This is a genomic window from Oceaniferula flava (assembly GCF_016811075.1).
GTDB classification, from domain to species: Bacteria; Verrucomicrobiota; Verrucomicrobiia; order Verrucomicrobiales; family Akkermansiaceae; genus Oceaniferula; species Oceaniferula flava.
In genome coordinates this window covers 355691-376648 of the sequence record NZ_JAFBGL010000002.1, presented here as the reverse complement: position 1 = coordinate 376648, position 20958 = coordinate 355691, and the positions used below count along the sequence as shown (strand labels likewise).

Sequence of the window (20958 nt, the reverse complement as noted above, 5' to 3'; positions counted from 1 at the left end):
ATTCGAAAATCTTAGATCTCGTTAGGGTTCATCCATCGGAATTTTTTCACTTCGTATCGACGACCATACGACTGCTCATCATCGCTCGGCAGGGCGTATTTATCGGAGCCGTCAACAAATTCTGCCGTTCTCTGCACCACGGCCTCGCACCAGGCTTCGGCTAACACCTTGCCTGAATCATCCTTGCTGGCGCCGTAAGCACGGATGACAAAGGTATCATCACGGGCTGTTAGGATTCCGCTAAGAGGGCGAAGCACATCCGCCTGGCGAGTCCAGCCAGGGAAGCCATAGGCAGGGTTTCCTTCGGCCGCGGCTGGGAAGGGATAGGTAAGAGGAGAACCTGTTGGAGTCACAGAGGAGGCTGTGTCGGTGAAGATCGTTTGCAAATCACGGAAGGGGTTTTCACTACTCCCCCCCTCAGCCAAGCGCATCAAAGCACTCTCAACCGCCCCAGCTTGAGCGAGGTCACTGTCTCCCGAAAGCTGACGGTTGTAAAATTCAGAGAGCGAGAGAAAAGGGCCACGCTTCTTCACCTCTGCCACAATCTCACGCGCCAGGGCCATGATTTGCTCGTCCGTGAAACGCCTTGGCTGAGTGAGCTCAGTGTACCCGCCGGCACCTGCGGAGCTGTCCGAGCTAATAAGCGTCCGAGGGAAAGGAGTGCCGCTGTTCTCCACCAACGAGGCCGAGGCACTCGCGTTGCCTGGAGTGCTGTCGTTTAAAGTCAAAACTCCGGGACCATCGCCACCACTGAAGTTCCGTTTCAACAACATGGCCCAGGCCAGTTCCGAGGTGGAGTTGACGTTGAACATGCCCGTGACTTCGAGCTCTGCGGCGACTTTCTGCCAGGCATCTTCATAGCTCAGAAAATCGGCTGCTTCACCGGCGGCATCGGACACCCCCATCGCATTCGCGGGGGTATAATAATGGTTGGGCAGAGGCTCGCTGCCGCTGAGGTGATCGGCATAGACGTCTTCCATGCTGCGGCTTTGATTGGCCGACCAGTCGTTCATGCCGGGCGTGATGGAGGAGACAAACCAATCGTCCATCATCACGTGGTTGATCGCATAGCTATGATCGTGCCCATATTCAGCTCCGCCACCCACTGGTTTGACGCGGATTTCATCGCTTTCGATAAACGGGCTGGTGCGACTGTTGCCCAAGGCATTGAGCGTGTATGGGCCGGCATCATCACAGGCATTGACGTTGAAATGCTGCAGCGCCCCGATCGTGCGCAGCGGACGACTTGGGATTTCCAGCAGCACCAAGTTTGCCAGACCATCACTGGCGCCAAATCCACTGCCAATGTAGCCTTCAAGGTCATCGGTAATACCGCTGGGCATGCCTGGGTCGGCATAGGAATTCACCGCATACAGCTGAATGTTGTAGGGGAAACCATCAAAGCGTGCCTGCATGTCCTGTTCGTCAGCCTCGGCTGCGCCACCCACGATGAAGCCCACGGTTGGGTTCATGTTGTGAATCCCATTGACCATGATGTTGTCTCGGTTCGGATTGGTGTCGCGACCGTAGCGCAGGCCCATAATGACGCTGAGAACTGGTTGGGGGGAAGAGGCCAAACTAGACAAAGATGCCGAACTGGTAGCGGTCAAAACCACCTCTTCGCCCAACATCCGCTGGGCATCATCGGTATCGAGCATGTTCTGCACATTCGTGGTGCTGGCATTGCTTCCCGTGCCGAGTTTCTGTGTAAAATATAAACCTGTCCCCTTGACGTTGGGACCTGTGAAGGTGGCGTCCATGGTGGCTTTGCCCACTGAATATTGAACGGTGCCTGGCTGTGCGGGGTAATACCGGTTCGCATTGTTGAGCAGTTTGTAACTCAGACCACTGTCAGGACGATAGCCCTCCACAAAGGTGATCTTGCTTTTGATATTCTTGTTCGCAATCGCATTCCCCTGAGGAGAAAACACCCTAACTTCGCCCGGCAGCCACAAGTTCGGCGAAGCGATCGGAATATAACAGGTCATGTTGCTGCTGTTGTTCGTGGCGTGAGCGACAATTTTAGCCAAGTCCTTGGTAACCGAGTCGGCCCCGACCTTGAATTGAAAGTTCACCGGACAAGCCACATCGCTGAGGGCAAACTGCATGTTGTTGTAATTGCTGGTATCGAGAGCGATGCTGTATGGGTTCCAAAGAGTGATTACCGGGGTGATCAGGATCGAGGGCACATAGGTCGAGCTGGCGGTATCTTCACGCGCTGTGAGTGAAACCACCAAGTGTGCCCGAGCCAGCACGGGCAGATGCCTAACCTTATCGATCCAATCGGTGTGCGTCTTACTGGAATACAAGGGAACCTTCGTGATGGGGTTGCCCGAACTTTGAACACGGCGATATTGCGTCATGTATTCTACGAGAGCCGACCAGCTCACGGCGTCCGGATAGACGCTAGTCTGATTCCCCCAAGGGTAAATGAGTGCCGATCCAGCACCTGCGCCGACATGCTGCTTACTTGCCTCATAGACCTCTCCTGGCTCAAGGGTCAACGAGGGGAAAGGCTCTGAAATAGCCGCAAAACTCTCGGTAAAAATCGATAAATCACGCTTCCAGCCACCGTTGGCATTGTTGGTTAACAAACCTTTCGAATGCGCGGTGAGGTCGTGAAAGAACTCGGCCGGATCCGCCGCGCCTGACGACGATGAGTTTTTAACCAAAGTCAGCGATGGTTGTGTCAGCGCTTTATCGGTCTCACTGCTATCTTCGATGCTGAATGCATCACCACTGGGACCGGGAGAAACCACCATCTGATCAACGGCTTCGGTGGTGGACACCGGAGCGGTGGTGGGTTTCAGACGGACCTTGGTATTCTCACCTTGAATCCACCAAGCCACGGCACCGCGACCGTTGTCGTTGCTGATTTCCGTAGGAACCACGTGCACTTCTTGATCGCTTCCACTTGGCAGCGTGCCTGCGGCCAGTAGCGGCACGGTCTCGCTGGTTTCGTCCAGAGCTGGTGGGTTAGAGGGATCGTAAAGGTCTTGGGTATCGTCTGAGATGAGCCAGCGTAGAAAGCGTCCATTTCCGGAGCCGCTCTGATCGGCTGCTCCTTTGATATCGTAATCAGGAGCAATCGGCCGCCCCGTTGAGGTATCGTGATCCAGCCCCTCCCAGGAACGCCACACTCCAGTGAGCTGCCTGACATGCTTACTAGTTTGAGCGTCGCTGGTGGAAAGAGCATCTGCCGGGGCGGTGATCCTGGTGTCAGCTCCCGTTGTTTTCTGTAATTCGGCAATCGCCATCATCAGCGCCATGCGCGCATTGGTCTTGGCCTCCTCTGCATCCCTGCCGGCCTCACTGGAACGCAGCTGGATGGTGGAAAGGCTCAACATCGCCAGTGAGATCATTACCAGCAGCACCATCACCGATATCGAGGCGATCAGCGCAAAACCATTTTCACTTGAAAAGCAGACACGAAGTCTCCTCTCGGTAATTTGCGGACAAAATGGGTTAAGTGGATGAACCATCATTGTTTCGGGGGGAGCTAACGAAATACTATGCATTTACATAATGACTACCGTATAATTAATCTAATTCACTCATGGTCAACATTCAAATGACTCATCACCCCACATCATGATGCGTAAAACCCACATGCTCAAAATCACTTTGAACAGCCCCCTCTCTAGCCTCCAAGCGATGAGCTAGAAGCTTGCAATTTACCGAGTAATGAGCAGATTAATGGAAATTCAGCTTAAATATTGCATACGGGAGAAACCGCCCCGTCTAATGAGCGCACAAGCTAACCATCTCATCATGAACAACGAATTTGCAACCATCTCTGAATTCCTCACTGCCTTTGCTCCGGAAGTTTCCGGACGTTCCAGCGAGGCCATTACTCCAGAACTTCGCCAGAAACTGGAAAAGATGGCTGCTGGCGAGCTTCCCGAGGACGAGGGACGCCATCTTTCTCGTGAGATTTTAGCCAATGAACATGCCTTGAGCACCTTGGCCGACCTTCTCCACAACAACGCATAACTGGCGCTCCCCGCGCCCCAAGGAACCCATGCCCCCCGAAATCGATGACGCCACCAGCGCGCTCCTCACTGAGGTGCTCCAACGCTGCTGTGGCGTTGTCCATTGCAGCGATTGCGCGCTTTGGTTGGCTGGAAACGATCACCTCCACCCACTGCTCGGTCACGGTCCGCACTCATCGCGCTTTATTGGCGACTACCGCCACCCGCTCAGTGAAGGCCTGATCAGTATGGTCTTCGCTTCCGGGCAGCCGTTTTGTGAAAACAATATCCAAGCAAATCCTCAGCACAGCTCCCGCCTCGACCAGCAGCTCGGCATTCAGACTGATGCCATGATCGTAGTCCCGGTGGTCTCTGCCGGGGAAATGGCAGGCGTAATCACTTGCGTGCACACCAGTCAGATCGACTCACCTGCGGAAAATAGCCAGGCATTTACCTCCGCCGATATGGATGAACTGGAATTCTGTGCCGCTCTCGTCGGTAGAGTTTTGGAAACCCGCGTGTAAGTGCATCAGGAAGCGTGCACAGCCATGCGAGCCGTCCCGCTAGCACTGAGGACATCGCGCCGAGGTTGAATCGTCTCCTTTTTTGACGTGCATCCACTCCGCAATCAGCGATAATTCACGCTACGGTCCGCGGCCACTAGCTACGATCGTGTTTTGTCTCTATTCGTTCAGCCACGCTCCTTTTTTATTCCAGCATGAAGACCTCAGCCACCGCTCCATCCGGTCGTATCGATATTCCCCACTCCCCACCTGTGGACCAGGTCGGCATCGCCGAGCGCGCGGCGCGGTTTACGACCCGCAGCATCAAAAACGAGACCAAACGATCCGGCTTGAACATGGTGCTGAATATGATCGACCTCACTACCTTGGAAGGAGCGGACACGCCGAACAAAGTCCGTCAGCTCTGTTATAAATCCGAGCACCTACACGACTCCATACCGGGCCTCCCCACCACCGCAGCGGTCTGCGTTTATCCACCCTTTGTCAAAGTTGCCCGCGAAGCTCTCGGCGATCGGTCACCGGTGAAAATCGCATCGGTTGCCACCTACTTCCCCTCCGGCCACGCCACCCTCGAGCAGAAAATCGATGAAGTTCATCGCGCGGTCCACGATGGCGCGGACGAGATCGACATGGTCATCTCACGCGGTCGTTTCCTCAGCGGCGATCACCACTACGTTTTCGATGAGATCGCCGCGATCAAAGAAGCCTGTGGCAAGGCTCGTCTGAAAGTGATTCTGGAAACTGGCGAGCTGGGCACCCTCGACAATGTTCGTCGAGCCAGCGACATCGCCATTCATGCCGGGGCGAATTTCATCAAGACCTCCACCGGAAAGATTGCCTCCGCCGCCACCATTCCCGTGACGCTGGTGATGCTGCTCGCCATTCGCGATCACTTTTTCAAGACTGGCAAAATGGTTGGAATGAAACCAGCCGGCGGTATTTCCAAATCCAAGCTCGCCCTGCACTACCTGGTGATGGTGAAAGAAACGCTCGGACCGGAATGGCTCGATAACCAATGGTTCCGCTTTGGCGCCAGCAGCCTCGCCAACGACGTGCTGATGCAAGTCGCCAAACTCGAAAGCGGCCACTACCAAGCCGCCCAATACTTTTCCAAAGACTAATCCTTTCTCGCCATGCCTAAGAAAAAATCATCACCCGACTGGACCTACGCCGCTGCGCCGGAGACCACCCCAGTCAACATTGCCAAACGCTACGATCATTTCATCGGTGGTCAATGGACCGCGCCCAAGGAAGGGAAATACTTTGCCACCAGCAACCCAGCTACCGGTAAAAAACTCGCCGAAGTGGCCCAGGGGTCACAGGCCGACGTCGATGCCGCCGTTCAAGCCGCTCGTGCTGCTTACAACGGATCTTGGGGGAAAATGAGTGCCCGTGAGCGAGGCAAATACATCTACCGCATCGCCCGCCTGATCCAAGAACGCGCCCGCGAGTTTGCCATCATCGAGACCATGGACGGCGGCAAGCCGATCCGTGAATCGCGCGATATCGACATCCCTCTGGCTGCCAACCATTTCTTCTACCATGCCGGCTGGGCGGACAAGTTAGACTACGCCTTTCCCAATCAAAAAATCTCCCCGCTCGGTGTCGCCGGCCAAATCATCCCTTGGAACTTCCCCTTCCTCATGGCCGCGTGGAAAATCGCACCCGCTCTCGCTACAGGAAATACCGTGGTGCTGAAACCGGCAGAAACCACTCCCCTCACAGCGCTAAAACTCGCTGAGCTCATTGCCGATGCCGGCCTGCCCGATGGCGTGGTCAATATCGTCACCGGAGCAGGAGAAACAGGCGCGGCCATCGTCAATCACCCTGATGTGGACAAGGTAGCGTTCACCGGCTCCACCGCCGTGGGGAAGCAGATCCAGCAAGCGATCGCCAACACCGAGAAAAAGCTCACCCTCGAATTAGGTGGCAAGGCGGCGAACATCATCCTCGAAGACGGGGCGATCGACCAAGCAGTGGAAGGCATCGTCAACGGCATCTATTTCAATCAAGGCCACGTCTGCTGCGCCGGCTCCCGCCTCTTTGTGCAGGAAACCGTCGTGGACGAGGTCATGTGGAAGCTGAAACGCCGGATGGATTCGCTAATCGTCGGTGACCCGTTAGACAAGAACACCGATGTCGGAGCCATCAATTCCAAGGCCCAGCTGAAAACGATCAAGAAATACATCCAAGCCGGCATCAACGATGGCGGCGAGATCTATCAGCCTGAATGCCAGCTGCCGGAAAAAGGCAACTGGTGCCCGCCCACCGTCTTCACCAACGTCGCCCAATCTTCTCTGATCGCTCAGGAAGAAATCTTCGGTCCGGTGCTCGCGGTGCAAACATTTCGCACGGTGCCGGAAGTCATCGAAAAAGCGAACAACACCCCCTACGGACTCTCCGCCGGCGTCTGGTGCGATAAAGGATCACGCCTCTTCCAGATCACCAGTAACCTGCAAGCCGGTGTCGTCTGGGGTAATACCTTCAACCAATTCGATCCCACCTCCCCCTTCGGCGGTTTCAAGGAAAGTGGCCACGGTCGCGAAGGAGGTCTCCACGGCCTCGCGGCCTACCTCAACACCAGCCTCTAACACTCGACTCACAAAATTCGCGATCTCAAATAATGCATCACCCATGAAACGCATCGAAGTTTTGAAAACATACAAACTCTACATCGGAGGAAAATTCCCCCGCACCGAGTCCGGCCGCTATTATCAGCCCGAGGGCAAAGGTGGCAAAAAACTCGGCAACCTCTGCCAGAGCTCACGCAAGGATTTCCGCAACGCTGTGGTCGCCGCGCGATCAGCACTCGCCAGCTGGGCTCCACGCGATCCCTTTAATCGCAGCCAAATCCTTTACCGCATCGCTGAGATGTTAGAAGGGCGCAGCGCACAGTTCGAGGACGAGCTGCAACGCCAAGGTGCCAGCCCCGCCGCCGCCCGCAAGGAGGTGGAAGCCGCGATCGACCGCTGCATTTACTACGCCGGGTGGTGCGACAAGTATCAGCAGACATTTTCCTCCGTGAACCCAGTGGCCAGTGCCCACTTTAACTTTTCAGTCTACGAGCCCATGGGCGTGATCGCCGCAATCGCTCCGGAAAAATCATCGCTGTTAGGACTACTCGGCACCGTGCTCCCGATCATCGCAGGCGGCAATAGCTGTGTCGTGCTCACGTCCGAAAGCAAACCGCTCTGTGCCATCACCCTGGCCGAAGTCCTCGCCACCTCGGACCTCCCCGGCGGCGTGGTCAACTTGCTCACCGGCAATCGCGACGAACTGCTACCCGTGATCAGCACCCACATGGATGTCAATGCGGTGGTAGCATCTGACCTCACTGACGCCCAAAAGTTCAGCCTCCGCGAGCAATCCACCAGCAACCTCAAGCGCGTGATTCTCAGCAAGGAGGACCCGGCCAAATCTGAATCCCCCTACCCCATCCTGGCCACCCAGGAGCTAAAAACCACCTGGCACCCAATCGAGTCCAGCATCGCCGGCGGCAGCGCATACTAAGCGATCTACTCCGCTGGTGTCAGCTTCAGGCGCACAAACAAGTTCGCCTGCGCCGCCACACCGCTCGCGATGCGATACGTTTCACGCACCAGGTTCCCCGGTAGCACCACGCGTTTCACCAAGGTGCTCCCAGCCGGAGGAGGCCCCCAGCCGCTGAGCCCTTCGGACTGCTCAATCACCGCACTCACACCAAAGGCTTCCGGGTCGCGAGTGAAGGTAAAGTAAATGCCATCTTCACCAGCATCCGATTTCAACGCTAGCCCAGGTCCTTGCGAGCTACCGTGAATGGAGTCACTGCTGCCGGAGTAATATTCAACAATTGCGGGCACTCCATCCACGTCACTATCAGCCGATGCCTGGCCGCTGAATGGCCCCACAGAGCCATCGCTTGGCGAACCGTGATTGGCGATAGCCATCCATGCTTGAGGATCACTGAAATCAATGTCTCCGTTCAGATTCGCCAACTGAAGGCTCAGGCCCAATCCGTCGGCATCACTCGGCCACGGTGCCTTGTCGTTGTAGCGAAAAGATGCCAGCACGGTGCCCTCGGAGTTACGTAGCTGCAGCCACTCGCTTGAGTTTCCCAGCCCCCCGCTGTATTCCCCGGCGATGCCACTGTTCGGCACAGTGGGGTAGCGAGCCATGAACGCCTGACGATTGGCCACGATGGAAATCCGTTGACCGGGAGCCATGAGCAGGCCGTCAGTAAATGTGAACTTCACCCCCTCCAAGTGATCGTTAATCACCTGCTCCGCCAATTGGACACCACGTAGTTCCAAGTATTTGTTAGTAACGTTAGCGAGCTCGACAAATTCAAAATCTCCATCGTCATTAGACACGGCAAGCTCAGCTGTCGTATTGGGATTGGCTGGATGATAATGAACTTCAGAAATCACCAAGTCACCTGGTTTAGGATAGCTGCCGGTGCTGTAATACTTACTCGTCAATGCCGACCACTCAGCTCCATTTAAAACCCGAGCGTTTAGATACGTTGGAACGTTAAGCGTATAGGTGGATTTTGATCCCTCAGCGACCGAGAGGTCCATATCAAAGCCAATATCCGATGACCCAGCATTCACTTGGTGAACCTCTACGGCAAGAGTGTTTTGCCCTTCTAACAATAAAGAAGTATCAATGAAAAAAGACGAGTAAGCAATCTCACTAGCTCCCCCCACCGCATTTTCAGCAAAGTCCGAATAAACAATCGCACCCGGTGCGAGGTTCGACCGATACACCTCCACACCATTGAGGTAAACGATGACGCCGTCGTCCGCCAAGACAGAAGCTGAAACCGAGCCAATCTCATGGACAGCATTGATGGAAAATTGACGCCGTAAGTAGCAGGTTCTTGGGTTGGCCCCACCTGCAGCCGTGCCATCTCCCATCGTCGTATCCGGCGTGACACTTGATCCCGATGCCCCAAGCGCCCCAAAACCGAGCACGCCAGCCCCTGACGACCAGCCACTCGCAGCAAAGTCCGGATGTTTCCAATTGGATGAATTATAGCCAGCCTCGCCATCCACCAGCGCACTGGAACCACGGTCAGTGCCGCTATCATCAAAAGCCCATACTGAATTTTTACCGACGATAGTGTCCATGGATGCCATGGTAAATGACTGCGCCAATGGATTCACGCTACCATCCGGGAGGCGAGGATCGCTCCCGTCTGTGGTGTAATAAACCGTGCCAGTGGGGGCCGACATTTGAATACTGGTGCCAGAGATCAAGGTTTCGGTCCACGGGGAGAACGACGGGGCCTGGGTGGCTGGGTACAGACCGGCGTTCTGCAAATGCCCGATGAACACCTCCGTGCGTGTCTCGATGACATCCATCAGATCGTCCACAGCGCTTTCCCAGTTTTCTTTATCAGCAGGCTCGGTGCGATCGGCATCGCCCCAACGTGCGGACTCCGCAATGATCACCGTATCCAGAATCTGACGGCGTGCCTCTAGCAACTCCAGCACTCGATCTTTGGTAAGCAAGCCTCCGTTCGACAGCGCTGCATGAGCTCGATCAGCAAAGCGCTGACGATACTCTGGGGTGCTCTCAGCCAAATCCATGTGTATAAACTGAGGATTACTTTTTTCAAATAGCGCACGATCATCCACACCGTTGGTGGTGCTCATTCGGTCGTTGTTACTATTCCACCTACTTCCGCCCGCTCCCAACGTGTGTTCTGCGTCGTGCATTAGATGCACAAAGCCCCGATCACCTTGAGAATCTCTGACGGCATACCAATTGTTAGACGCCCCAACAAAAGACGACAGGCTGTTATCGTAGGCCCCTGTGTATCCAACAAGCAGCATGTAATCGATGAGGTTATCCACATCTAACAAAACAGGCAAAGCCAGATCACGAACACCATTGGCATCCAGGCCCTGCATCTGGTAATAACGCACCGTTGTTGGGTTGGCCAATTGAGCTTTGGTCAGCTGCCAGAGGTCATACCAAGCACCGTAGAGATCGCCATCGGTAGCTTCCGTATCGTAGCGATTCACATTATATCGGCCCGAGGCTTTGATGGCATCATAATCATCGCTAGACCCTCCGAGGTAACTCTCACCCCAGTTGGCTTCGGCTCGTTCCTGAGTCATGAATAAACCCCAATAGATGCCATTAAGGTAAAGATGATAGAGGCGACTGCGGGTGTAGGGTTGCCCCATTGCCCCTTGTAAATCACGCGCCAGCGTATCTCGGAGGAAGGTGTTTTGCGAGACATCTCCATCCTTCGACCACGAGTAGTTTTGGGCCGTTCGGAAATCTATTTTATCAAACTCATCCACGCCTTCAGCCTCGAACAGAGGGAAATCGAGCTTTCCATTTCCGTATTCTCCACGGAAAAACACTCTGAACGAATGCTTCGGATTGTTATCGGCACGACTTGCTCCACCGCGGATTCTTATCCCACAGGGAGAGCTCACCGTCTCGGTCATATCACCACCAAAGAACTCGATATTCGCCACACGCTCCCAATCGCGCCCGCTTTCTTCGGCATTCGAATAAATACCGTTCACAGCCCCTGTAAGATTATCCAAATCCGTGGTGAGCATCACCGAGGGTATCGCAGTCAGCGCGTCTTCCATCTGCTGGGCGCTGTATCTCCCGGTAATCTCGGGGTCCATGCCGTAGTCATAGACCTGTTCATTTACGGGGGAACTTGGCCACCCGGCGGGAGCATTACCATTGGCAAACTGCGTCCGCACATCGGAAGGAAAGAGATAGCTCTGAGTATCCACTTTACTAGGAAACAATCCAGCCTTGAAAGCAGCAGCACGCAGCACGGTGGTCTGGCTAATGGGCAGAGGAGCGGTGTAAACGAAACCTGTGGTCGTGGTCGGGGCAGAGCCGTCTGTGGTGTAGCGAATCTGAGCGCCCACCGTGGCACTGGTGATTTCCACACTAATTGGAGCATGGTGGATCCCGCGACCGACCGAGAACTGGGTATCTTCGACACTCCCTCCCGTTGCCACCGCATTCGCCGCCCCTGGTGACGGTGTGGTAAAAAATCCACGCGTCACACCGTCCGGTCCAATCCCATAGGAAATGTCATCTTCCTGTGCGGGAAATGCCGGTGCGTAGTCATGTAAAACCACTCCCTGCGTGTCTACTAGTGCCAAGTATTCGCCACCGGAGGAGAGTTTGAAATTTGTGTGCAGCTCGCCAGACGTCGGTGCCCTGTCTTTCGACGAAGCAAACACCACAAGGTAGCCACCGGCTGGAATCGTCACGTTGGGAAAAGTCCACTGGCTAAGGTCCGAGTCATCATCGGTCAGGTGGTAACCCAACATGGAGACCGCGGAGGTCCCAGAGTTATAAATCTCCAGCCAGTCCGATGATTCGCCATCTTCATCGACCAGGCTGACACCTGTGCTCGCTGCCATGAATTCGGAGATCACCACCTGCGCCTGCAAGTTCATCGAACACAGCGAGATAAAAAAGATAAAGATGAGTGCTACAACACATTGGCGGGGGGGATCTTTTGCCATTTCTGATAATCATGAATAAAGATAATGATTCAATATCTAGTTTTGACTGTATGCTCCTAGGGATTACACATGTCTCTCCGCTGGAGCCCCTGCATTTATCCCCAAAAATCAGTTCCCGCCGTAAAATCCGCCTAGACATTACTGCTATGATCTCAGGCATGAGCAACATATTCTCAGGAACAATTCCCGCTCTGATGACCCCTTGCGACGCCGAGGGCAACCCAGATTTTGACGCCCTGGTAAACACCGCCAAAAGCCTGATCGAGGCCGGCATGGACTCCGTGGTTTACTGCGGATCAATGGGCGACTGGCCCCTCCTCACTGAAGAGCAGCGCATGACTGGCGTGAAAGCCCTGGTCGACGCCGGCATCAAAACCATCGTCGGAACCGGCGCACAAAACACCCGTTACGCAGCGGCACACGCAGCTCACGCTCGCGAAGTGGGCGCTCACGGTCTGATGGTCATCCCTCGCGTCCTCTCACGCGGAGCTTCTCCTGCAGCTCAATACAATCACTTCACCGCCATCCTCGAAGCCGGTGGCCCTGACCTTCCTGCGGTGATCTACAACTCACCTTACTACGGTTTCGAGACCAAGGCTGATCTCTTTTTCAAACTCAACGAAAGCTATCCTCAACTGATTGGCTTCAAAGAGTTCGGCGGTGCAGCTCCCATGAGCTACGCAGCAGAAAACATCACGACTGGTCGCGATGATCTCACTCTCATGGTGGGGGTCGATACCGGAGCCTTCCACGGCTTCGTCAACTGCGGCGCCGGAGGTGCCATTACTGGTGTCGGTTGTGCCCTGCCCAAAGAAGTTCTGAAGATGGTCGAGCTCTGCAAACGCGCAGCTGAAGGTGACTCCACAGCGCGCCGCTACGCCCTGGAACTCTCCGAGGCCATGAACGTGCTCTCCACCTTCGATGAAAAACCAGATCTGGTGCTCTACTACAAACACCTCATGGTGCTGGAAGGTCACAGCGAATACAAATACCACATCAACCCAGACGACAAACTGAGCCCCGCACAAGAGGCTTACTTGAACCAACAGCACGCGCTGTTCCGCAACTGGTGGAGTTCTTGGGAAGGCAAAGACGCCTAAGTCGACGCCCACACATTCTCTTTACCAAAGCCAGTCATCGCAAACGCGTGACTGGCTTTTTTGTCTCTACGTCATTGGCACAAAGCCAAAAAAAGGGAGGCTTCGCAGCATGCGAAACCTCCCTTCTAATGTGTGTTGCATCAGATAAAGTTAGACCTCACTGCGCTGGATGCCCAGTGGGTTGCCGTCTTGCAACTCGGCAGGCAGAAGTGACTGCGGACAGTCCTGCCAGCATACGGCACGGGTGAAACGGTAGATTGCCATTGTTCCCACGGAGGTGCTACGTCCATCCGAGGTGGATGGGAATGGTCCGCCGTGCACCATGCTCGCGCAGACTTCCACACCAGTGGGGAAGCCGTTGAACACGAGACGTCCAGCACGGTCTTCCATCAGGCGAGTCAAAGCCACCTGCTCGGCAAGCTCTTCCTCAGTTCCGTGAACCGTGGCGGTGAGCTGACCTTCCATGGTAGCAAAAGCACCTAGCAGATCTTCTTCCGATTGGTAAGTCACGATGATACTCGCTGGGCCAAAGACCTCGTTGGTGAGCTCTTCCGAGCTGGTGAATGTCTGGATATCAGTTTGGAACAAGGCAGGCACCGCTTGGTTAGAACCTTCACCGGCGCTGGCTTTACCGAGTTGAGTGACGGCGTCATGTTTTTCGAGAGCTTCAAGACCGCTGCAGTATGCATCGCAAATTCCGCTGTTCAGCATGGCGCTGGAAGCGGACTCAGCCACCAAGCTGGCAGTTTCCTTGGCGATCACTTCGGCGTAGTCCTCGTGCACGAAGATCAGGCCGGGGTTGGTGCAGAACTGGCCGACTCCCAGAGTCATCGATCCGTGCAGGCCTTGGGCAATTTGCGCTCCGCGCTCCTTCGCTGCACCGGGCAGGATTACCACTGGATTGATTGCGCTCATCTCGGCGTAGACCGGAATCGGCTCAGGACGAGCAGCGGCAAGATCCATCAGGGCTCTACCTCCGCCGTAAGAACCGGTGAAACCAACCGCCTTGATTGCAGGGTGTTTCACTAGGGATTGACCAATGGAACGGCCGCCACCGTAGACGAGAGAGAACACACCCTCAGGCAGACCGCAGTCGGCCACAGCCTTCTGAATGGCCAGTCCCACCAGCTCGGCAGTGCCGCTGTGGGAGGAGTGAGCTTTGACGATCACCGGGCAACCGGCAGCAAGAGCCGAGGCGGTGTCGCCACCTGCGGTGGAGAATGCCAGCGGGAAATTGGATGCCGCGAAAACGGCGACGGGACCAAGCGCACGCAGCATGCTGCGAGTATCTACCTTGGGAAGTGGCTGGCGCTCAGGCTGGGCACGATCGATGCGTGCATCCACCCAGGAACCCTCCTCAACGAGATTGGCAAACATGCGGAGCTGACCACAGGTGCGGCCGGCTTCGCCCCGAACGCGCATTTCTGGCAGTCCGGTTTCCAGCGGCATGCGGGCGACGAGGTCTTCAACAATGGCCTCGATGTTCGAGGCGATGGCACGCAGCAGCTCTGCTTTTTTCGCACCGCTGCAGTGACGATATTCCTTGAAGGCAGAATCGGCTAGAGAGACTGCGTGCTCAAGCTCCTCGTGGGTAGCGGCGATGTACTCGGGCTCGAGATATTCGTTGGTAGCTGGGTTATGGCTTTTGCCGAGGGCTTCTGTGCCCTTGCCGCGAGCGGCTCCGATGATGGATGTTCCTTGCAATGTCATGATAATATAAATGGTTCTAGTTAGGAGGTGAGAAATTCGTCCGGGCGAATGCCGTAACGGAATGGATCTTCGCTCGGAATAATGAGCTTCGCCTCGCCTGTAACGTAGGCGGTGCCCGACACAATCGGGGTGATTTGCTCGCCGTCAAGCTCTTCCACTTGACCTTCAAAAATGGTATCGAGAATGCTCGCCTGGCGCCAAGTTTCGCCGGGTTTTAATTTCCCATCTGCGTAGAGGCAAGCGAGTTTGGCACTGGTTCCGGTGCCGCAGGGTGAGCGATCATATTCCAAGCCGGGGCAGAGCACAAAGTTCCGGCTATCGGAGGCTTCATCGGTCGCTTCGCCAAAAATTTCAAGGTGATCGATCTCGCCGCCATCGGCACCGGTGATGCCTTGATCGGCCAATGCCTGAACCACGGCCACACCATAGCTGGTGAGCGCAGAGATATTCTTGTATTTCACCGCGGGAGCAAAATCATGGTCGTCAGCCTCGGTGAGGAAAAACCAATTACCCCCCCAAGCGATATCGCCAGTGACTACGCCGTAGCCAGGGACATCAACCTGCGCCGCACGACGGTAGCGGTAGCTCGGCACGTTTCTCACTGTCACCGAGCCAGAGGCATCCACTTGCGCTTCAACAGTGCCAACGGGAGTCTCAATCAGATGATTCCCTTCACTAATCATACCGAGATGAAGCAGGCTGACAGCTACACCAATGGTGCCGTGCAGACAGCCGTTGAGGTAACCTGTGTTGTTGAAAAAAATGATTCCTGCGACACAGTCCGGGTTCACAGGCTTACAGAGCAGGGCACCTACCATTGCGTCATGGCCACGGGGCTCATTGATGCAGGCGGAACGTATCCAATCGTATCGCTCAGCCAGCAGGCTACGACGTTCCATCATGGTGCCGGTGTCCAGACCGGTCACATCTTCAGGCCAATCAATCACCATACGCGTGGGCTCGCCGCCGGTGTGGGAATCAATTACCTGCAGATATCTCTGTTCAGGGTTGCTCATTTTCGGTCATCACTTTACCATGTGGGTCTAGTGGAAATTCGTAGAGACAGCCAACCAATCAGCACAGCCCAATCATGACACCTGCCGAGGAAATCAGAGAAGCCTTTTTCCACAGGCTCGACCGTCCGTTACTCACTGAGCAACTGTTTGATCAGGTGCCAGATATCGCATTTTTCATCAAGGATCACCTTGGTCGTTACGTCGCAGCGAACAACACTCTCGTAAAGCGCTGCGGCCAGGAAGACAAGGATGCCATCATCGGCAAAACCGCCGAGGAATTATTCCCCGCCCCTCTCGGTGGAGCTTACACCAAGCAAGATCAACTCGTGCTCAAGACGGCACGCAGCATCACCGGCCAGCTGGAACTTCACCTCTATCCAGACGGCCACGAAGGCTGGTGCCTCACCTACAAAGAGCCCATTCTCGATAAGGATAAAATGATCATCGGGGTCTCCGGTATCTCGCGCGATCTCCATTCTTCGCTGCAGCATGGCGATGGGCTCACTACCATCTCCAAAGTGCTCAGCTACATTCGCGAGCACATCGATCAGCCGCTCCGCTTACCGGACTTGGCAGAAATGGCCGGGCTCTCGGTCTATCAGCTGGATCAGCGCATTCGCGCCCTCTATCAGATGTCCGCAGGCCAGTGCATCACTCGTGCCCGCATCGATGCCGCCTGCCACATGCTGATCACCACCGGCAAAAGCATCTCTAACATTGCTCTGGAGTCCGGCTACTCGGATCAGTCAGCCTTCACGCGTCAGTTCAAACAAACGACTGGGCTCACCCCCAAGGCCTACCGAGATCGCCGGCGGAACAGCTAGCTAGACCCGAGCGGCTCGCAAGCGTTCTGCACGGTGAATCGGATTTCGTCGGCGAAGGCTGCGGGCTAATTAAAGCGCAGCGGGTCGAGCTTCCGAATATCCAGAGGCGGCGTATTGCTGGTCAGAATCTCGGCAACCACCTGTCCGGTCACCGGCCCCATGCTCAGGCCCATCATCGAGTGCCCACTGGCCACTGTGAGGTTCGCGCTACCAGCGACCCGACCAATGTATGGCAGGCCGTCCGGAGAACAAGGACGCAGGCCGGCCCATGGCTCGATACCTGCGAAATCACTTTCTTGAAAATTAGGAAAGTAGTGGCTGACCGACTTCACAATCCCATGCACCCGGCGAGGATTAACGGAGAGATCATTGCCACAAATTTCCATCGTGCCGCCGAACCTTAATGCGCCACCCATCGGGGTGACAGCTACTTTTGCCTCGCAAAGAATCGAACAAAGCTCAGGGAGCTCGCGTGGGTTTTTCATCGTCAGCGAGTAACCTTTTCCTGCCTGCATTGGCATCCGGTGCCCCATAGTCTTCATCAACTCGCCAGACCATGCACCACAAGCCAGGACGATTTCTTGGTCGTCAGGAAGATCCACGCCCTCGAGCTTAACCATTCCGTTTGACCCTTTGGAGAGCCCCGAGACCTCGGCCCCGATCATGAATTCAGCGCCCATGGCTTTCACCTTGGCCCGCAGGCTGGTGACCATGGTGGCAGGGTCCATGTGGCAATCGTCCTTGAACCAAACGCCCCCTTTCACATCCATCTGGATCCCCTTGTCCAGCTCCTTGAGACGGGCGGCATCGCAGACCTCTGCACCCACGCCCAGACGGTTGGCCATTTCAGCCACTTCGGCTTCTTCGTGCAGTGTTTTCTCAGAATTGCACAGCATTAGGAGACCTTTTTCAACGAGCTCCACCTCCAGGTCCTTCGCCAGCTCGGTGAACAAGCGACGACTTTCCAAGTTCAAATCACGGATCAGCTCGCAGCTGGCATCGACATGTTTGGCGGTGGCGTGTTGGGAAAATAAGCGGCACCAGCGCACCAGATCCATGCTCATGCGCGGGCGAATGTAAAACGGCCCCTCTGGATTGGCTAGCCAACGCAGACCTTTGGCGATGATCCCTGGTGCGGCCAGCGGGATGAAATGGCTGGGCACTACCATACCAGCATTACCGTAGGAGCAGCTCGTCTGGGAGTCGCCCTCGCGATCAATGATCGTCACGGCCCGCCCAGCCTTCAACAGACTGTAAGCTGTGCAGAGACCAATGATCCCAGCCCCCACCACGACAACGCTGTCCGACTTCTTTTCCATGGCGTTTAAAACTACCATCTACGTCTAGTGAGGATTCTGAGTTCCCACCTCGATATTGGCATAAGCTCAAGCATGGATCCCTGTCCAAGCCCAGCTAGACTGGACTCTCAGCAAACACCCGCTGCGGTCGATTTCTCCGATTTTTTGAATCATCTCGCGTTTTGCTACGTTATATTCAGTGAACGATCTGCGATCAGCGCGGATCAACCGAACTGAAACCACCAACTCCTTACAGTTATGCCTAAAATCAATATCAGCCAGCCCCACAAAGACGCTCAAGCATACCGCTTTGACATGAAGCGCATGCGCGTGATGATCGGCCGCAGTAGTGAGAACGACATCACCATCGAACACCGCTCCGTTTCCAAGGGCCATTGTTTCATCGATCGCTTAAAAGGCGGCTTCGTGCTCCGCGACAATGGATCAACCAATGGAATCAAACTCAATGGCAAACGCGAGGAAGTCATCACCCTGACCAATGGTATGGTGGTGGAAATCGGAGACGTGCCGATGGCCTTCACCCTCACCGAGGAAGAGTGCGATCAACTCACTGCCGAGCGCTTCAAAGCACGCCCCGAGCCAGTGGCCGCCGCTTAAGTGTGCTAAGCACTTCACCCCGCACTTGCAGAAAGTGTGGTCAGCATGTATGCGACAGGCCATGAAAGTGCTCAGCCACAAAGATGCCGCCTACGCCCGCTTTGTTAAAAAGCTTAACCGCCGTGCCGTGCCGGGTGCAGCCGGCAGTCAGGTGGAGGAAATCGTTTCCTCCATCGTCAGCGACGTTCAAAAGCGGGGCAATGCGGCCGTGTTCGAATACACGGAGAAATTTGATGGCCTGAGGCTCAGCGCGAAATCGCTTTTTGTCTCTCAGGAAGAGATTGATGAGGCCTACGCCGCCGTCGATGCTGACGTTAAAAAGGCTGTCGCCGCCAGCCGCCGCAACATCCACGCCTTCGCCAAGCGCAGCATGCGCAAGGACTGGAAAGCCAAAAACCGCGAAGGAGTCATCGTCGGCGAACGTTTCACTCCTTACGATCGCGTCGGTGTTTACGTTCCTGGCGGCAAAGCCCCTCTCGTTTCCTCTGCACTGATGACCGCCGCCTTCGGCCAGGCCACCGGGGTGCCTGAAATCCTTGCCGCCACACCTGCCGGCAAGGATGGCAAGATCAACCCCGCCCTGCTCTACGCCCTCGTGGAGTCCGGGGCCACCGAGATCATCAAGGTCGGCGGCGCTCAGGCGATTGCCGCCATGGCGCTCGGCACCAAATCAGTGCTTCCCGTCGAGAAAATCTTTGGCCCGGGCAACAGCTTTGTGGTCGAAGCCAAACGTCAATTGGTCGGGGCTGTGAGCATCGACCTCCTCCCCGGGCCAAGTGAGGTCCTCATCGTCGCCGACAAAACCGCCAACGCCCAATTCATCGCCGCCGACATGCTCGCCCAGGCTGAACACGGTGGCGACAGTGTGATCGGATTTGCCACCAACTCGAAAGCACTGCTGAACAAGGTGGAGAAGGAGCTTGAAAAGCAAGCCGCCGAACTAAGCCGCGAGAAATACCTGCGCGAAGTGCTAAAAAATGGCACCTTCTGCCTGCTCACCAAGTCGATCGAAGAAGCGGTGGAAATCTGCAACGCTTTTGCTCCGGAACACTTATCGCTGGTGGTGGAAAACGAGGACTGCTGGCTGGACCAAATCCGCACGGCAGGCGCGATCTACGTCGGCCCACTGGCGGCCGTCGCCGTCGGAGATTTCCTCGCCGGCCCGAGCCACACCCTGCCAACAGGAGGTTCCGGGAAATCATTTTCAGGCCTGCGTGCCGATCAATTCCAACGCCGTGCCAGCATCGTGCGCATGGACCAGCAAGCACTACAGAAGTCGCTGCCAGCCGTGGAAACATTCTCACGTGTCGAAGGCCTCGATGCCCACGGACGCTCGGTGAGCATCCGGGTGGAATAGGGCTCAAGCCTGGAGCCTAACAAAAATCTGTTAGATTACTCGCCAGATGTCTGGGATCTCGCTTCGATCCCCTGAATCATCATATTGAGCATGCCGCCTTTGCTCTCGAGGCTTTTGCGGTATTGCACCTGTTGATTGTCGTTCAGCACAGGAGCCAGTCTTTCCACCTTGGCATCAATCTGTTTTTGGCGCTTGTCTTTGATCTGCTGAATCATCGACGCCTGATTTAGATCACCAGCATTTTGAGGATTGGCCAGTTCCATCATGCTCCCCATGTCCATATCTCCGAGGTCCATTTCCACACCGTAGCTGGACATCATCGCGCGGCTGACAAAATCGGCATCACTCTGCTCCTCGAGCCCCTTCTCGGCATCTTCCATCAAGAGGCCGTAGACCTCATCCTTCTGCTCGAGTGAGAGATCAAGGGTTTGTTGTAGCTTGGCCAAATCTTTCAGCGCCACTGACTCCACCTGACTCTTCTTTTTCCGCTCTTGATAGGCTTCCAAACCGTCCAGCTGATCGCCGGATAGATGCGCCTGCATATAATCATTCAAACCGTCGCCTCGAATAGCTCCTGCTATTTCTGAGATCTTTCCAGGATCGGTCATGATGCTTGCCATGTTGGAAATATCGATTTTTTCTAACTGTTTGGCGTAAAAATCGCGCAGCGCCTGCTCTTGTCCGGCATTTAGTCCAAGTTCTTTAACCATGGCGGCAATTTTCAAATCAAATTGGTCGCTAAAACGCTTACGCATCATTTTCGTTTGGCGACTCTGGGTTTCATCAATTGCTTTTTGTAGCTCAGGATCCACGTCATCCGCAGCATTCTCACCCAGCACCACTCGGTTTCTACGGGCAGTTTTGGCTGCACTTTGAGGAGATGCAGACACCATCTTTCGCGAGCTGGATCGGGCGGAATCTTCGACGGAGCGACTGGCAGTTTCAGGAGTAGGTTTCGCCAACCAGCCGGCGGCAAACCCAAGGCCGATACCGGCCACGGCAATCAGTAGGGTATTTTTCATGATACGTTTAGGGGTTGAGGTT

15 protein-coding genes are annotated in these 20958 nt (G+C 55.4%); 9 read left to right on the top strand and 6 right to left on the bottom strand.

The window, feature by feature from the left end; translation table 11 throughout:
* Positions 1–11 precede the first annotated feature (11 nt).
* A complete protein-coding gene (locus JO972_RS04660; protein WP_309488838.1) occupies positions 12–3377 on the bottom strand; it encodes a hypothetical protein in 3366 nt (1121 codons plus the stop codon).
* 394 nt (positions 3378–3771) lie between these two features.
* Between JO972_RS04660 and JO972_RS04655 the strand changes: the two genes are divergently transcribed.
* The 5 genes from JO972_RS04655 to JO972_RS04635 all read left to right on the top strand — a co-directional run bounded on the left by JO972_RS04655 (position 3772) and on the right by JO972_RS04635 (position 8005).
* Positions 3772–3993, top strand: a complete 222-nt coding sequence (locus JO972_RS04655) for a hypothetical protein (protein ID WP_309488837.1) — start codon at positions 3772–3774, stop codon at positions 3991–3993.
* A gap of 28 nt (positions 3994–4021) precedes the next feature.
* Positions 4022–4495 (top strand): GAF domain-containing protein, encoded by a 474-nt coding sequence (locus JO972_RS04650; protein ID WP_309488836.1) that lies wholly within the window; start codon positions 4022–4024, stop codon positions 4493–4495.
* A gap of 194 nt (positions 4496–4689) precedes the next feature.
* Positions 4690–5616: a deoxyribose-phosphate aldolase gene (gene deoC / locus JO972_RS04645; protein ID WP_309488835.1), complete on the top strand. Its 927-nt coding sequence runs from the start codon at positions 4690–4692 to the stop codon at positions 5614–5616.
* A gap of 12 nt (positions 5617–5628) precedes the next feature.
* Positions 5629–7086: an aldehyde dehydrogenase family protein gene (locus JO972_RS04640; RefSeq protein ID WP_309488834.1), complete on the top strand. Its 1458-nt coding sequence runs from the start codon at positions 5629–5631 to the stop codon at positions 7084–7086.
* 43 nt (positions 7087–7129) lie between these two features.
* Entirely contained in the window at positions 7130–8005 is an 876-nt protein-coding gene (locus tag JO972_RS04635) for an aldehyde dehydrogenase family protein (protein ID WP_309488833.1), read from the top strand.
* A 5-nt stretch (positions 8006–8010) separates the two neighbouring features.
* Here JO972_RS04635 and JO972_RS04630 read toward each other — a convergent pair whose 3' ends face one another.
* The gene (locus JO972_RS04630) at positions 8011–11922 is read right to left on the bottom strand and encodes a lamin tail domain-containing protein (protein ID WP_309488832.1); all 3912 of its coding nucleotides are present in this window, start codon (positions 11920–11922) and stop codon (positions 8011–8013) included.
* 227 nt (positions 11923–12149) lie between these two features.
* Between JO972_RS04630 and JO972_RS04625 the strand changes: the two genes are divergently transcribed.
* On the top strand, positions 12150–13091 hold the full coding sequence (locus tag JO972_RS04625; RefSeq protein ID WP_309488831.1) for a dihydrodipicolinate synthase family protein: 942 nt from the start codon (positions 12150–12152) through the stop codon (positions 13089–13091).
* A gap of 150 nt (positions 13092–13241) precedes the next feature.
* On the opposite strand, the gene JO972_RS04620 is transcribed toward JO972_RS04625, so the two are convergent.
* Both JO972_RS04620 and JO972_RS04615 read right to left on the bottom strand, forming a co-directional pair.
* Entirely contained in the window at positions 13242–14801 is a 1560-nt protein-coding gene (locus tag JO972_RS04620; protein ID WP_309488830.1) for an aldehyde dehydrogenase (NADP(+)), read from the bottom strand.
* Between the two features lie 20 nt (positions 14802–14821).
* Entirely contained in the window at positions 14822–15817 is a 996-nt protein-coding gene (locus JO972_RS04615) for a proline racemase family protein (RefSeq protein WP_309488829.1), read from the bottom strand.
* 74 nt (positions 15818–15891) lie between these two features.
* Between JO972_RS04615 and JO972_RS04610 the strand changes: the two genes are divergently transcribed.
* Positions 15892–16641 carry an AraC family transcriptional regulator gene (locus JO972_RS04610; RefSeq protein WP_309488828.1) on the top strand — a complete coding sequence of 250 codons (750 nt, stop codon included), beginning with the start codon at positions 15892–15894 and terminating at the stop codon, positions 16639–16641.
* Positions 16642–16706: 65 nt separating this feature from the next.
* Here JO972_RS04610 and JO972_RS04605 read toward each other — a convergent pair whose 3' ends face one another.
* The gene (locus JO972_RS04605; RefSeq protein WP_309488827.1) at positions 16707–17960 is read right to left on the bottom strand and encodes an NAD(P)/FAD-dependent oxidoreductase; all 1254 of its coding nucleotides are present in this window, start codon (positions 17958–17960) and stop codon (positions 16707–16709) included.
* A 237-nt stretch (positions 17961–18197) separates the two neighbouring features.
* Between JO972_RS04605 and JO972_RS04600 the strand changes: the two genes are divergently transcribed.
* Together JO972_RS04600 and hisD are read left to right on the top strand one after the other, a co-directional pair.
* Positions 18198–18557: an FHA domain-containing protein gene (locus JO972_RS04600; protein WP_309488826.1), complete on the top strand. Its 360-nt coding sequence runs from the start codon at positions 18198–18200 to the stop codon at positions 18555–18557.
* Positions 18558–18618: 61 nt separating this feature from the next.
* Positions 18619–19914, top strand: a complete 1296-nt coding sequence (gene hisD, locus JO972_RS04595) for a histidinol dehydrogenase (RefSeq protein WP_309488825.1) — start codon at positions 18619–18621, stop codon at positions 19912–19914.
* Between the two features lie 35 nt (positions 19915–19949).
* Here hisD and JO972_RS04590 read toward each other — a convergent pair whose 3' ends face one another.
* Positions 19950–20936, bottom strand: coding sequence for a hypothetical protein (locus tag JO972_RS04590; RefSeq protein ID WP_309488824.1), 987 nt, complete (start codon positions 20934–20936; stop codon positions 19950–19952).
* Between the last annotated feature and the right edge of the window lie 22 nt (positions 20937–20958).

What these genes read in the sequence shown, in the direction of transcription:
- JO972_RS04630 (WP_309488832.1), bottom strand. Translation starts at nt 11,922, where the DNA reads ATGAACTTGCAGGCGCAGGTGGTGATCTCCGAATTCATGGCAGCGAGC.
- JO972_RS04635 (WP_309488833.1), top strand. Translation starts at nt 7,130, where the DNA reads ATGAAACGCATCGAAGTTTTGAAAACATACAAACTCTACATCGGAGGA.
- JO972_RS04640 (WP_309488834.1), top strand. Translation starts at nt 5,629, where the DNA reads ATGCCTAAGAAAAAATCATCACCCGACTGGACCTACGCCGCTGCGCCG.
- JO972_RS04655 (WP_309488837.1), top strand. Translation starts at nt 3,772, where the DNA reads ATGAACAACGAATTTGCAACCATCTCTGAATTCCTCACTGCCTTTGCT.
- JO972_RS04590 (WP_309488824.1), bottom strand. Translation starts at nt 20,936, where the DNA reads ATGAAAAATACCCTACTGATTGCCGTGGCCGGTATCGGCCTTGGGTTT.
- JO972_RS04650 (WP_309488836.1), top strand. Translation starts at nt 4,022, where the DNA reads ATGCCCCCCGAAATCGATGACGCCACCAGCGCGCTCCTCACTGAGGTG.
- JO972_RS04605 (WP_309488827.1), bottom strand. Translation starts at nt 17,960, where the DNA reads ATGGAAAAGAAGTCGGACAGCGTTGTCGTGGTGGGGGCTGGGATCATT.
- deoC (WP_309488835.1), top strand. Translation starts at nt 4,690, where the DNA reads ATGAAGACCTCAGCCACCGCTCCATCCGGTCGTATCGATATTCCCCAC.
- JO972_RS04615 (WP_309488829.1), bottom strand. Translation starts at nt 15,817, where the DNA reads ATGAGCAACCCTGAACAGAGATATCTGCAGGTAATTGATTCCCACACC.
- hisD (WP_309488825.1), top strand. Translation starts at nt 18,619, where the DNA reads ATGAAAGTGCTCAGCCACAAAGATGCCGCCTACGCCCGCTTTGTTAAA.
- JO972_RS04620 (WP_309488830.1), bottom strand. Translation starts at nt 14,801, where the DNA reads ATGACATTGCAAGGAACATCCATCATCGGAGCCGCTCGCGGCAAGGGC.
- JO972_RS04660 (WP_309488838.1), bottom strand. Translation starts at nt 3,377, where the DNA reads ATGGTGCTGCTGGTAATGATCTCACTGGCGATGTTGAGCCTTTCCACC.
- JO972_RS04610 (WP_309488828.1), top strand. Translation starts at nt 15,892, where the DNA reads ATGACACCTGCCGAGGAAATCAGAGAAGCCTTTTTCCACAGGCTCGAC.
- JO972_RS04625 (WP_309488831.1), top strand. Translation starts at nt 12,150, where the DNA reads ATGAGCAACATATTCTCAGGAACAATTCCCGCTCTGATGACCCCTTGC.
- JO972_RS04600 (WP_309488826.1), top strand. Translation starts at nt 18,198, where the DNA reads ATGCCTAAAATCAATATCAGCCAGCCCCACAAAGACGCTCAAGCATAC.